Annotated in this window: 11 protein-coding genes; 1 reads left to right on the forward strand and 10 read right to left on the reverse strand. The window is 33.0% G+C overall.

Annotated elements, in window-relative coordinates; translation table 11 throughout:
• Positions 1-5: 5 nt before the first annotated feature.
• Positions 6-1,286 carry an oligosaccharide flippase family protein gene (locus ABD730_RS15860; RefSeq protein ID WP_344715911.1) on the reverse strand — a complete coding sequence of 427 codons (1,281 nt, stop codon included), beginning with the start codon at positions 1,284-1,286 and terminating at the stop codon, positions 6-8.
• A 147-nt stretch (positions 1,287-1,433) separates the two neighbouring features.
• Here ABD730_RS15860 and ABD730_RS15865 point away from each other — a divergent pair, with 147 nt between their 5' ends.
• The gene (locus ABD730_RS15865) at positions 1,434-3,494 is read left to right on the forward strand and encodes a tetratricopeptide repeat protein (protein ID WP_344715912.1); all 2,061 of its coding nucleotides are present in this window, start codon (positions 1,434-1,436) and stop codon (positions 3,492-3,494) included.
• 17 nt (positions 3,495-3,511) lie between these two features.
• Here the strand turns inward: ABD730_RS15865 and ABD730_RS15870 are convergent, their stop codons facing one another.
• The 9 genes from ABD730_RS15870 to ABD730_RS15910 form a co-directional block, all read right to left on the reverse strand.
• Positions 3,512-5,344 carry a hypothetical protein gene (locus ABD730_RS15870; protein ID WP_344715913.1) on the reverse strand — a complete coding sequence of 611 codons (1,833 nt, stop codon included), beginning with the start codon at positions 5,342-5,344 and terminating at the stop codon, positions 3,512-3,514.
• 107 nt (positions 5,345-5,451) lie between these two features.
• Complete coding sequence (locus tag ABD730_RS15875) at positions 5,452-8,049, reverse strand: DUF6923 family protein (protein ID WP_344715914.1); 2,598 nt, start codon at positions 8,047-8,049, stop codon at positions 5,452-5,454.
• Positions 8,050-8,509: 460 nt separating this feature from the next.
• Entirely contained in the window at positions 8,510-9,226 is a 717-nt protein-coding gene (locus ABD730_RS15880; protein ID WP_344715915.1) for a LytR/AlgR family response regulator transcription factor, read from the reverse strand.
• A gap of 10 nt (positions 9,227-9,236) precedes the next feature.
• A complete protein-coding gene (locus tag ABD730_RS15885) occupies positions 9,237-9,554 on the reverse strand; it encodes an Hpt domain-containing protein (RefSeq protein WP_344715916.1) in 318 nt (105 codons plus the stop codon).
• Entirely contained in the window at positions 9,541-10,605 is a 1,065-nt protein-coding gene (locus ABD730_RS15890; protein WP_344715917.1) for a sensor histidine kinase, read from the reverse strand. Before ABD730_RS15890 ends, ABD730_RS15885 begins: the two co-directional genes overlap by 14 nt.
• The gene (locus tag ABD730_RS15895; RefSeq protein ID WP_344715918.1) at positions 10,605-11,738 is read right to left on the reverse strand and encodes an FIST signal transduction protein; all 1,134 of its coding nucleotides are present in this window, start codon (positions 11,736-11,738) and stop codon (positions 10,605-10,607) included. Before ABD730_RS15895 ends, ABD730_RS15890 begins: the two co-directional genes overlap by 1 nt.
• The gene (locus tag ABD730_RS15900; RefSeq protein WP_344715919.1) at positions 11,735-13,699 is read right to left on the reverse strand and encodes a PAS domain-containing sensor histidine kinase; all 1,965 of its coding nucleotides are present in this window, start codon (positions 13,697-13,699) and stop codon (positions 11,735-11,737) included. The genes ABD730_RS15895 and ABD730_RS15900 overlap by 4 nt, the downstream gene beginning before the upstream one ends.
• Complete coding sequence (locus tag ABD730_RS15905) at positions 13,699-14,238, reverse strand: heme NO-binding domain-containing protein (protein WP_215926996.1); 540 nt, start codon at positions 14,236-14,238, stop codon at positions 13,699-13,701. Before ABD730_RS15905 ends, ABD730_RS15900 begins: the two co-directional genes overlap by 1 nt.
• A complete protein-coding gene (locus tag ABD730_RS15910) occupies positions 14,238-14,648 on the reverse strand; it encodes a response regulator (RefSeq protein WP_344715920.1) in 411 nt (136 codons plus the stop codon). Before ABD730_RS15910 ends, ABD730_RS15905 begins: the two co-directional genes overlap by 1 nt.
• Between the last annotated feature and the right edge of the window lie 39 nt (positions 14,649-14,687).

Here is a 14,687-nt window from a genome sequence, read left to right on the forward strand (position 1 = left end):
GACTTTTAGTGTAGACGAATGGAATTAATCCTTAGATAAAGCTTTTTTTGTGTTCTTATTTCGAATTTAAAAAACACTAACTGTATGATTAGCAACAAAGTCATTGCAATAATTTGCATATGTACCACCTGTTCTAAACTCTCGTGAAAAAAGATCACTAATAGCATTTGTAGCATTCCGAAGACTCCAGAAATAATAACTGGCACATATTTATCTAAAGACAAATAGTAATACGCAAAGATGTTAGAGATAGCGAACATAGAAGTGGCAATAGCATATTTCCATAAAAGTGGTGCCATGGCAATATATTGCTCTCCAAAAAGGATTTTAATTATTAATTCTGGGAAACTTATGCAGGTTAAAACAATAACGATAGAGATCACTGCAATGTAACCAACGTACTTAAACAATACGGAAGCCGTTTCTTTGCCTTCTTTTTTCAACTCGACGACAGCTGGCAATAACAACATAACAAACATCCATGCAATGAAATAGACAATACGACCAATTAAAGCTAAGGACGCATATAAACCTGCTTCGTAAGATTCAAAATAATGCTTTACTAATAAGATATCACTGTTGTTAATAATAATCTGTGTCAGCTCGTAGAACGCTGTTAATAAAAAGAAGTTTTTAATTTGTTTGCTATAATCGAGCGATAATGGTTTTGTTTGCTTTAACGTGAGGTCTTTTATTTTAAAAGGAAACATTCCAAAAACAAATGAGAGTACAATACCTATAGCAATGACTGTTGATGATTGTATATTAAAAAGAAATATTAAACCCAAGGTGATGATCAATCGGCTTAACATTTCCCCTTGATAGGTTATCGATAACGACTTGTACGCTTTTTTACCTTGAAAGGCACCTCTGTTGACACTCATTAAAAAGTAAAGCGGCACACCACAGCCAAAAATGACAAACATGGTTGAGGATGAGGTATTAAACAACGCTTTTAATTGGGAAGAAAATGCGATAATCAATAGGCCTAAAATTACACCCACAGCGAAAGCTTGTTTATATACTTTGGCTATAAAATTTGTAAACACAGCGTTCTCAAATAACACCGAGAATTTTGCCGTTACCAATTGAAACGTCATGGCCATAAAAGAGAGTACCAATAAAAATGTAATGAGCACAGCAGCATCTGCAAACTGTGTTGGCCCAAGTACACGACCTAATATAAGGTTGTACAAATAATTGCCTCCATTAACGGCCAAAACACTGACCATAAATAGCTGTTCTGGTGATAATTTCCTCGATTTTATTACGCTTAATAATTGCATATTTTCTGTAGGTATTGGTTTAAATCTGACGCAAATATCCAGCGTATTTCTATGTATGTTCTTTATATTTCGATGGATGGCAAGTTGCTGTAGGTGAATGGAGGACATATGCTCCGTAACTTGCACTTAGTTAAACAAAGAGAAATTATGACTTTGAAATCACTTATAAATCTGGCCTTATTTTTTATCGTGCTTAGTGCATCTGCACAACAGATGCAAGAAGGTTTTACGTATTTAGAAACCGGAAAATACAACCAAGCTGAAACGTTTTTTAATACCATATTAAAAGACTACCCTAATAATAAGACGGCACGTTTGTGTTATGGTCGTGCTATTGGACTTAACGGAAAGCCAGCAGAAGCCAACGCACTATTTACAGATCTGCTTGCCGATTACCCAAATGATTTTGAAGTAAAACTAAACTACGGTGAGTCTTTATTATGGAACAGCAACTTTACCGATGCTAAAGTCTATTACCAAGGTTTAGTAAATGAAGACCCAACAAGTTTTGCTGCGCTATTAGGTTTTGCTAATACACTTTCTAACTTAAAGGAATATGAAGCCGCTTTAATAATGGTTAATAAAGCTTTAGATATTTCACCAGGAAATCCAAACGCTCTAGTCTCTAAAAAGTACATCTATTTAGGGTATGCTTACCAAAACCAACAAGCACAGAATTATGATAAAGCAGAACTACTTTTAACCAAAAATCTTGAATTATACGGTGACGATAAAGACACCTTGTTAAATCTTGCAAATTTGTATTTAATATGGAACCAACTTGAGAGTGCAAAAACCATGTATAACCGTTTAGCCGAACAACCTGAACACAAAATTGTGGCATTAAACGGTTTGGCTTTGGTAGCACACTTAAACAGTAAAGAGAAGCAAGCGTTAAGCATCAGTACTGAAGCATTTAATAGCCTAAACAAAGACACAGACAAAGCTATTACTAAGCAAACCACCGAACGTTATGCTCAAGCTTTAATCTGGAATAAAAAATACAAAGCCGCAACCACCTTAATAGACTCGTTAATTACGGAGCACCCAAACGAAAACTGGGTCTTAGCCTTACGCGCCACCTTAAACATTTACAAGAGTAATTTTAAACAAAGTTTAAGTGATTACAATAGCATACTAGCAAACGACAGTACGTCTTTTGATGGTAACCTTGGAAAAGCCAACGTGCTAAAAGCCTTAGGTCATTATGACGATGCTTACACCTCAGCCGAAAACACTTTAAAGTTTTACGACAACCAAAAAGATGCGGTTAACTTTATAAATAAATTAGATATTAGCTTTGCACCAGTTTTAGAATCTAACGCCTCGCATACGTTTGATAATGGAGACAACAAAGCCTTTGCATTTTCTAATACGGTAGAATACCCTTTATCTACTAAATTTAAACTTTTAGGAAATTACAATTACAGAACGACCAACAATACGGTTACCGGTATTAGTGCTACCTCTAGTAATTTATCCTTAGGATTGGGCTACCAACTCCTACCTAGCATTACGTTTAAAGGCACAGCAGGTATGACCTCTGCAAAAGCCGAAAGCACAGATTACACACAACTTTTAGCCGATTTTTCTTTTCATATTAAATCTTTTAAACTACAAACTTTAGATATTGGATATAAACGCCAAATAGAAAGTTTTAATGCCGAATTATTAGACCGCGAATTGGTACAAAACAATTATTACGCTAACTATAACTTAAGTACTAATTTTAACTTAGGATGGTTTACACAGTTGATGCATACGTCACAAAATGACGGCAATAAAAGAAACCTATTATTTACGTCATTGTATTATAACTTATTACCAAAACCAGCTTTAAAAGTCGGTGTGAATTACCAACACATTACATTTAAGGATCAAGTACCAACGATTTATTTTAGTCCAGAAAAATTTAATGTGTATGAAGCTTTTATGAATGTGATTAAGAATGAAGACAGCGCCAAACCAAACACATGGTTTTATAATTTAACGGCTGCCTATGGTTACCAGTTTATTGAAGATGATGACAAACAAACGACGTACCGTTTTCAAGGAGCTTTTGGCTATAAATTCTCTGAGCGTAGTTTATTAAATGTGTACGGAACCCATAGTAATATTGCTTCTGCAACGGCTGCTGGTTTTACATTCACCGAAGTTGGACTACGTTTTAAATGGCAGTTTTTGAATAAGGCGGGTTTTAGGAAGTAAGGGTGCTAGTGTATAATCTAATTATTCTTGGTGTTGTGTACCGTTTTTAGTTTTTCAATTTCTTTTATTATTTCAGATATTTCATATCCTTTGTCAACATAAATTAAATGACACTTATATTTTTCGCAAAGTAGTTTCTTTTTTTTATCTCTTTCTACTGTTTTTTCAAATCCTTCTTGTCCACCAAAAAATTCTATTGGCTCATAATGTTGTGCACCTTGATATTCAATTCCGATGTTTAATTTTGGTAAGTAAATATCTAAATGTTGTCGGCCAAGCCATTTCGGTGATGCGTGATGTATAACTTTATCATTTTTAAAATAGTCCGATATTTTATAGAATAGCTCTGTCTCACTTATCCATCCTTCTCCAACTTTTGGCATTCCAATGGTCTCTCGATATAAATCTTCTGCTAGTTTTAAGATTAACCTGCATTGATTGAATATTGATTTTTCGATAACGTGAGGGAATGAATTTTTATAACCCGAATTACTCTGAAAATCGTCTATTGATTTATAATGTTCATATTCTGCATTTGACAAGAAAAAATCTTTGTAATATTCTGGTTTATATTCATAAACTGTTTCAAGTTCTTGCTTTTTCAAAAAACCGAAAAATGATTTTTCCATTACAACTTGGTTAGTCGTTTTTGATTTTATTGGCTTTCCGTTTTCAACAAATAGGTCGAAAAATTTTGAATTGTTTTTAAGTTTATATTTTTCAAGTTGTTTGTCAGCGAATGGTTTAATCTCATTTATGTTTTTCTGACCAAACTCGGTTAAATGACTAAATCCACCAAGTTTCACAATTAACTCTCCAGTTAATAATTCTCGTTTAAGTTTAATCTCGTAGTCAATTACCTTTTGAACATTAACGCAGTTGCATTCCAAAATTAAATCCCAAGCTTTTTCAAAATGCCCTAAATTTTCTAATTTTTTGATAATTTCAAATTCGCCATACATTCTTGTCTTTGGGTAGTATTTAGCAAGCTTTTTTAAAAGATTTTGTAACTCTTTTATATCTGAATTGTTGTTTTCCAATAAATCATAAAACAAGATAAATGGATAATTGTAATTACCTTTTACATCGATGTATTTTTCCTTTAAGAAATATTCTTTATAAACTTTATAGAATTTTAATTGCTCTGGGTTTGCTTCTTGAATTTCTCTGAATGAATAAACATATTTATGACTCCAAAAAGGGACTGAATTTTTGAAATCAATATAACCCATTTCACTTTTAGGAATAATAGCTTTTTTTAACTTGCTATCATTCCAAAATTTTATGTTGCCTAGAATCGTAAGATTTGTTAAATCAATTTCTTTTTGAATTCTTTTTGGTAAAAATAAGTCTCCGCCAACAAACTCTAAAGATCCTAAATTCTTGATTTTAGTATCTCTCAAGTTTAGTTTTCCTTCTACTTTTTTTAACGCACCTAAATCTTCAATATTTGAATTACTTAGATATAAATCTCCTTCAACAAACTCCAATTTTTCTAAAGATTTAATATTGGAATAAACATTATTTGAACTTATTACAAAATCACCTTTTACAACTTTTAAATCCCCAAGACTTTTAATGTTCGAATCACTAATTCTAAGAAACCCATTTACTATTTCAACTTCATCAAGATTTGGTATGTTTTCACCTCTTATTGTAATATCAGAATTAACCTCTTTTGAGATTGTAATTTTCTTTAAATCAATTGTCGTGTATATGTCTGTTAGATTATAGCTCACGTTTTTTCTCAAATGGTGTAAAACAATTCGATATATTAAATTGCCTATATCCTTCTTGTATGTGCGTTTTTTTTTAGCTGTTTCAAATTCATGATAAATTCCAATAGTCATTTATAAGAAACTTGATTCATAAAGATACCAATAAAACCCAAACCACCACATAAAACAAAAGGCAAAAGCTTTCGCTTTTGCCTAATGCAAGGGTAATAAATCAAGGGTTATTTAATAATTAATTTAAATGTATCGTAGTTAAACTGACTACTCAGAATTTTACAGAAATATAAGCCTGAGCTTAAATTGCCTCTATTAACTTCTATGTTATTTTTTCCTGGCTTTACCGTATATGGTGCAGTATATACTATTTTACCAGTTTGATCGTAGATTACAAACTGTACATCTTCGCTGTAATTGGCTGTAAAGTTTATTGTGGTATGTGTGGTCATTGGATTTGGGCTTGCAATTAGTCTATTTAAATCTGTGTTATACTCGTCTATAGACAGAGCACTTGTTTGAGAAAAGCGTAGGTTACTTAACTCCATTGTTTTGGTTGTTGTTACTCCATTATCGGCAACCATTGTAAAGACTAAGGTTACCACATCGTTTAAGCTTGCTGCATTCGTAGTGTTGTTTTGTAAATCGTTTATATTAATTGTAAAATCTTGAGTTGTATTCGTTAAAGCCACCGTGGTTTTAAACTGTGATTCCCAGTTGGTAATACTTTCTTTTACAAAAGTGATTTCTAGGTTTCCGGTGCCTTGTGCACTAAACTTAAAACTGTTATAATCGGTAAGATCTACAGCTTTAAATCGTGGTGTTAATGCTCTGTAAGCGCTAACGTAGCTATTGGTCGTAGCTGTTAATTGCACATTACGTTCTATTGGATAATCTGTGGTTTCAAAATCAAAGTCATTGCGCGTTACATTGTATAAGCTAACATTAGTACCACTTTGCGAATCGTCAATTCCCCAAGGACCATCAGACATAAATAAATCATCTGGTGTAGCCGTACCATCTCCAATTCTAAATCCGATATCAAAAAGACTTCCTGTATCTACTCTAATATTCGTAATATAACTACCGTTTAAATCGATGATGCCGTTTAGGTTATCAAAATCTTCCGTTTCAGTACCTCTATAACCTGCATCTAAAGTCACGCTTTCCGTAGCATTGGTATTAATAATTTGTAAATCTAAACCTCCGTTAGTGTAGCTTCCTTTTCTAACAAACACTGTTGGTGGTGTTGAGTTGTTATAGCTTTCAATTGGTTTTTGAATATCTAGCAAATTCAATACTTCTTGTCCTAACACATATAAATCATCTATGGTATTAGACCAAATTTGGAAATTATAAAAGGTGACATTCTCCTCATACTGATCGAGATTCCAATGGCTCTCTATCCCGAAATTAGCGTCGTTATTTACAAGTTTAGCAGATAAGCTTAACACAAATTCATAAGTACCATCCGCATTTTTAATAATGGATTTTATAAATTGCTGTTCGTTGATATCTATGGTAGATACTGAGATCAACTCGGCTCCTAACAAACGGTCGCAAATGTATTTGGTATGTTCATAAACCCCGTTTTCAGTTTTTAAGGCTAATACAGAAGCGACAGCACTATTATTTTTTAAGTAATCCACCGCGTAGATTTCAGTAGCATTCGTAATGCCAATTAAGTCTGAAGGCGATGCTTCAATAGCTTCATCTTCGTTAATACTTGTCAGTGGTACAAAATCTTGTAATGTAAAACTTGAGTTCACGCCTCTTGCATATATCAATCCGCGTTCTACTCTAGGTGCTGTTGCTGCATTAAACTTATAACCCGTTTTAGCTCTTTTAAAATTACGTGCATTAATTTGCTCAGATAATCGGCTATTACTTTCTAAGCCACCTGCATTAGAGCTCGATGTTGGTGCAACTATCACATCACACATTCCAAAACCAGAACAGGATGGATCTTCACAATCTATAAGGCCGTCACCATCATCATCAATACCATTATCACAGATTTCTTGTAATACTGGTGCCGTTGGGCAACGCGCTCCATCATTACTAGCACTAGACGGTCCGAAGGCAAATAAGTTAGCGTCTATAAGATTAATCCCATCTAAATCTTGAACAGCTTGAACGACATAAATAGTTCCCGTTTGATTAGCAGAAATATAAAAACGTCCTTCATTATCAAAATAAACCGCTCCGTAAGTATAGCTTAAACCCGAAAGAATAGGCACCACGCCTAAAACTAAAACGTCACCGTTTTCAGGATTAATACGGTATAAAATATTGGTGTTTTTTTCTACCGCGTACAATTGCCCATCTACAGCATTAAACGCCCAATCATGAATACTAATGTTTTGTGATAAATTCCCTGTAGCTTGATATTGGGTATAATTTTCTGAGTCTGGATTTAGATCTATTTTATAATAGGTGGTTCCACCAGCTTTTAAATAATAAATACCTTCTGAACTTACATCACCAACATAACGGTTGCTTGTTGGCAATTCATCAATATAATAAGTTGTAGTATTAAAATCTTTTCCGATTCTTACAATTGATTTGGCTGGTGTATTTAATGATCCCCAAATAAAACCATCTGCAGGATTGTAAGCCGTAGCATTGATACTTCCTGGCGTTACATCTGTAGCAACCTGATACGAATTACCAGATGCTAAATCAATAGCATAAACATCGTTATACTGAAATAGGTAAGCATTGAAATCGCAATTAAACGGTACATCTTGTGCTGTACTGCTAAAACTACATAATGCTAAAACGATAAGTAGTAATTGATTTTTTAAAGTGTAAAGTGTATTCATCTTCAGTTTCTTATTTAGATTCTGAAGCAAAACTACTTGATAACTTAGCCTTATTTTTAGTTTTTCGATTGGAGCAAGCTATACAACGTTAGTTTACATTTTACTGTCGACGAGTGGTTTTAAGGCCATTTTTAATGACTGCTAAAAACAAAAGAGGCAAAAGATTTCTCTTTTGCCTCAAACTTAATCACTAATCATCAATCATTCAACACATGATGAAAGAACAAAAATATAACTTATGACTTCTATTGATATTTTTTTTTCGACGACATCACCATTCGCTAAGGTCGCTTGCGGTTTTATAACGATGAATGATAGTTTGTAAATGCTACAAATTATAAAAAAAGCAAAACATATTGCTTACATCATTAAATGTAATACCGTTTATTTTTATAAATAAATCCTCTAATCAAAGCAGAAAACCCCTTGACGAAGTAGCACTAAAATGGACTTGTAAAGGTTATAATAAATTAAGACGTTTCATTAGTTCTGGTCGGTTAGAACGACTCACAGGAATCACGTCTTTTTTGATAAGCACACTATTATCTTCAATATCAATAATTTTATCGACATTAATAATATAAGAGCGATGTACTTTTAAGAATAAATCATTTGGTAGCTTATCTGCTATTTTCTTTAATGTAGAATGAACTGTGTAGTTTTTATCTTCGGTTTTCACATGAATGTAATCGCCTTTTGCTTCTACCAAATAAATGCTTGGGATATCTATTTTTATTAAACGCCTATCGATATTAACATACAAATCGTTACCTGAAGTACTTTCTACTTTCTCTGAAGCAGATGCTGATGATTTTGAAGATTTACTTGGTGTTGCTTCGGCTTTCTGTATGGCTTTTTTAAAACGTTCTGGTGTAATTGGCTTTACTAAATAATCGACAATACAATCGTATTCAAAAGCCTGAATAGCAAAATTAGGATCGGAAGTGGTTAAAATTATTTTCGGTGGATTTTTTAATGTTTCAATAAAGTCGAAACCTGTAAAATCAGGCATGTGTATATCTAGAAATATTAAATCAATTTCATTCTGATTTAAATATTTTATAGCCTGCATTGCATTTGGAAATTCTTCTAAAACCGCTAAGCTATCTACGTTAGAGCACAGTTGCCCTATGATTGCTCTTGCTGTAGCTTCATCATCGATAATAATACAATTCATGCCTTCCTAATTATAACTGTTGTAAATAATTAGTCATGATTCTTAAAATAGATTCAAATTCGTCTTGAAGTGTTGTACTGCCTTCTAGCAAATTATTTTCGAATGCCACTGCAGTCTCATAACTTTTCTCAAGGCCTAAAATACTAATTTTATGCTTAAGTTTATGAACGTTCTCTGCTGTAAGTTTATAGTTTTTGGCTTTAAGGTTATTATAATACACCTTCTTTTCTTCGGGAAACTCAGCCTTAATAATTGTAATTAACTTTTGTTCAAAAGCGTTGTCTCCACCAGACATACTCTGAATGTAAGACATATTAGGCTTCTCCATGACGTTGTTTTTTTAAAGTGAAATAAAAGGTAGTGCCTTCATTAATTTTAGAAGTTAACCAAATTTTACCACCATATAAATCTACAATCTTTTTAACGATAGATAATCCAATTCCTGAAGATTCTACGTTATTTTCAAGCTTTTCGAAGGTTTTAAAGATTTTCTCGAAGTACTTGGCTTCAATACCTTTTCCATTATCTTTTATATGAAATTGCCAAAACGCACCTTGATCTTCTGCTCCAATATCAACCGTTCCTTGGGATTTGTTATTATAAGCAATGGCATTGCCTATTAAATTTTGAAATAGTTGCTGTAAACGATATTTATCTCCTTGAATAATTGGTAAATCAGATTTTATAATCTTTATATGTTTAGGCACTTCTATAATGGTTAAAATATTATCTATAAGATTATTAAGATCCACATCGTACACCTCAACTTGATTTTTACCAATCGTAGAATATTCTAAAATACCGTTAATTAAAGTATCCATTTTTTCTACATTATTTCTAATGAGGTTTAATGTGTTTTGTCCATTTGCATCAAAAGCTTCTTTATAGTCTTCTTTTAACCACGCGGTCAGTGTATCTATACTTCGTAGCGGTGATTTTAAATCGTGAGACACCATATGCGCATAGTCGCTCAGCTCTTGGTTTTGATGAGCCAATTCATTTAGAAGCGCTTCTTTTTGCTTGTTCATTTCAATAATCTCCTTAGTTTGATTATCAATAAACGCCACCAAATCAGATCCTGTTAATTCTACAGCATCTGCCTTTTCTTCTTCTTTTAAATTATAAAACTTTAGTGTATTAATGACGTCTTTTAGCTTATCGATTAATTCGGTTTGCTCTTTAGCTTCTTTTTGTAGCTTTCTATTGGCATTATACAATTCATCAGAGCTAATAGACATAGCGCGTTGAATCATTGACGACTGTTCGTCAAAATTGTCGTAGGACCGATTGACAGCTTCAAGAAATTTTGTTAAGTCTTCACTGTGTTCTAATTCTTCACTTAAATATTTTCGTATTTGGCGTTTAAGTAATGAATTCATTATTCACTTATTAAAGTTATGGTCATGGTTTGGTTGTGTAACTGGCAAGCCATTTCACCATGGAAAGGTGCTATTTCTCCGTAAGAGTAAAATCCACTAACCGTAGTGCCTTGTCCTAAAACCTCGATAACTTCTTCAATCTCCTCTTCTACACGCTGGTCTAAAACTAATTTACGACCAATACAACTGACTAAAAAGGCTATTTCTGGTTTGTTTTTTCTGTATTCTAAAGCTTGTCTGGCTGCGCGTTCTGAAGCATTAGCGATATTATCGACATTAGTCATCATAAGCTGCACCTTTGAATTTTCTTTAATATCTCCGGCCAAAATAACGCTATTGTCATCTTCATTAATATTAAGAATAGAACGGACAATAGATTGCGCTTCATCATCTGATTTTACGTTCAATGGGTATAACAATGCCGCACCAGGTAAATCTTTAGCCTTATCACCCAAATAGGTTTTGTATAAATCTAAAGCTGGTTGACCATCTAATTCAAAAAGTATATTGCCTTCCGATTTGGTTACTGTACGCTCTGGTCCAAAAGGTGTCCATCCACCGTGAATAGAAAACGTAACTTCTAAGGTCTCTCCATAAAAACCAACAGCAACAATTTCACCTTCTTTTGGATTTTCGTTGTAGGATGCTAATGTTTTTTCAAAACGGGTATCATCACCGCAAAGTCCTCCTGTGATTAATAAATTATCGTCATTAGACGAACTCATGCCTTTGGTGAGTTGACTCCCATTAATAAAACTACCTTCTGAAACAACGAACAGGTATTTTAAACCTTCGGCAGGAAATTGTTGAACCAATTCTTTTCCTGTTTTAAAACTATCTAAATCGGCATCTAAGACATTACTCGTTCTAATTACAAATTGACTTTTCTCAAATTCCATAGCCGTAATCGTAATGCTATCTTCATTTACCGTACTCGAAGAAATCTCTGCACAAGCCGAACCAAACACAATATGACCATCTGGAAATAACGCTTTTATCTCTTCGTAAATTGAAGGTGATTCTAGCATATAACGATTACCAAAAACTAACACCAAAGGTTGATTTAATTGCTCTTGTTTACCAACATAAGTCCAATCTTTGTTGTTTTGTTTTACTAATTGTACTGTTTTCATGATTGTTTTTTAAGTGTAAAATAGAAGGTCGTTCCTATATTAGGTTGACTTTCTAACCAGATTTGCCCTTCGTGTAAATCGACAATTTTTTTAACAATAGACAAACCAATACCAGTAGAATCTTTGCTTTTGTTTAAAGCGTGAAAAATCTTAAATATTTTATCGTGAAATTGTTTTTCTATACCGATACCATTGTCTTGAATTGAAAATTTATAATGACTTTTTAAATCTTCAAAATCGATAGTGATACTCCCTTTTTCTTTATCAATAAATTTAACCGCATTACTGATTAAATTCTGAAACAACTGCTGCAACTTGGTCGCATCTCCTTTTATAATTGGCAATTGCTGTAATGCTGTAATTTTTATATGATCTGGAATGTATAAAATCGTGGTTAAATCTTGAAGCATTTTATTGAGATCAACATCTGCTTTTACAGTGGTATCTGTTCCTACGCTTGAATAATCGAGTACATCTGAAATGAGTTGCTCCATCTTTTCTAGAGTCGCTTCAATGAGTTCAAAGTTACGCGTACTCATAGCGTCTAATTTCCCTTTATTATCTTCTTTTAACCAGCTCACTAAAGCATCTATACTTCGTAATGGTGATTTTAAATCGTGAGATACAATATGGGCATATTCCTGCAGTTCATCATTACTTTTTTCGAGCTTCAACAGTAATTTTTCTTTCTGAAGTTCTAGGGTTTTTAAATTGGTAATATCAAGATGAACACCAATTGAACCGACAACTTTTCCATTGATATCGTAATTAGGAGCTCTACTGATAAGCCAATACCTTACCTCACCTTCTTTGGTTTCAATCTTTATTTCGTAAGAATTAGATTCTCCCTTTTTCCGTTTTTCATTTTCAATAGCAATGATCTCTGAACCTCCTTCTATTGGAAAAATCTCTCCTGCTTTTTTACCGAGCAATTCCTCTTCACTATAGCCAGACATTTCAGAAAAACTATGATTAATCATTAAGATTTCATCATGGTTATTGACCTCAACCAAGCCTAAATGCATATTGGCTATAATGCTGTAATATTTTTGTTTTTGAACTTCTAAACTTTTACGATAGGTACGTTTTAGAGTCACATCTGTAAATGTCCATAAAAATCCTTTCGATTTCTCGCCAATGGTAATAGGCATATAGTTACGCTCTAAAATCTTACCATCTACCATTTCGAGCTCATCACCAATAACGACCTTTTTAGCGCTATCAATTTCGTCCATCCGCTGTATAAATGCTTCCGGATTTTTAAATAATAATTTGTTTTGTTCTGAGGCATCTGTGCAATCCATTCCAAATAAATCGCTTGGTTCTGCATCAATATTAAAAAGCTCACAAAACTTTTTATTGGTAAGTACAATATTTCGGTTTTCATCTTCGAGAATAATACCACTATCTAAATTTAAAACTAATGTTGCTAATCTATTTTCAGATTCTATCAGTTTTTCTTCAGAAGCGCGTTCTGCTGTAATATCTCTAACAATACCTTGGGCTGCAATTGGTTTTTTATCTTTATCATAAACCACACTAGCATTGATATGCACCCATTTGACTTCTTTAGATTTGGTGTAAATTCTGGCTTCGTAATCTTTAAAAAAACCTTGCGTATGAAGCTGCATAAAGCTAGCCATAGCGTACTCATAATCGTCTTTAAATACGAGGTCTTTAACATTAACATTATCTCTACCGATATCGTAACCAAATAAGCGGGTTGCCGCTTCATTAAATTTTATAATATCCCCTTGAATGTCCATTACGACATAGGCATCTACTATATTCTCAAAAACACCTTCTAATTGTGATGATTTTTCGTCTAATAAATTTTCTAATTTCTGGGATGTAAAGTAGAGTTCTCTTGATTTTTCTTCAAGAATTTTTTCAGCAGCTTTCCTGGCTTTCTTTTCCCTTTCGAGGGCTCTTTTTAGTATATCGATTTGGTCTTGGCTCATTAATTTTTATGAATAATAAACCGTACTTGTGTGCCGTCCTCTTTTATTTTTTCTAATGCTATAGTTGCCGTAGCATTAAAGTGCTCAAAGGTTTTATTCATTAAACCGAGTCCGAAATGATGCATGGCTCTACTTGAAGTGTAGTCCATTATTAAGGAATTTTCTGTTTTCTCTATGACTTCAAACGTTGGTAATTCTGCATCTGGATAAATCTTTCTTACCTCTACATGAATGTGATTTTCTATGGATGAAATCATCTCTATAGGATCTTTATAGGTTGCTAAAAGTCCTGGGTAACTTTTTTCAATCACACTAAAAAAATGTTCGGCATAAACTAGCAATAAATTATCAATTGAAATCCCTGTATTTTCACTAAGATGCTGAAGTAATTGCAACATTTCAGAAAAGCTATACGTCCCAACAGATGTATAAACACCTTCTGATTCTAACTCTGAACTTGAAATAATTCTATCGACCATTTCCAAGCCAAACTTTTCTTCTACAAGATCTAAAAACTCAGTAAAAACAATTCCTTTCATTACACTGTTATTAATTCATTAATACTCCAATATGACAATAATTTTTCGATTTTAGATACATAATCCTCATATTTTAAAGGTTTAAGCACATAACCGGCAATTCCAATTTTATAACATTCTAATAAGTCTCTTTGATTATTAGACGTGGTTAGAATGATGGTTGGTATATATTTTAGTCGATCATCTGCCTTTAAAATTTTTAAAAACTCTATACCACTAATTTTTGGCATGTTTAAATCTAGCAAAATGATATCTGGTAAACTGTCCTTATGCTCTAATAATTTTAAAGCTTCTTCTCCATTATTAGCTTCGGTGATTTTATGATGTAATTGAAGTGAACTGATAGCTCTATTGAGCTTCATCACTTCTATCATATCATCTTCTATTAATAAAATATTGAGGGTTTTCATCTACAACTAATTTTTATGTATCACGGCAAGATAATCCAA

The organism is Winogradskyella damuponensis, from assembly GCF_039538385.1.
Taxonomy (GTDB): Bacteria; Bacteroidota; Bacteroidia; order Flavobacteriales; family Flavobacteriaceae; genus Winogradskyella; species Winogradskyella damuponensis.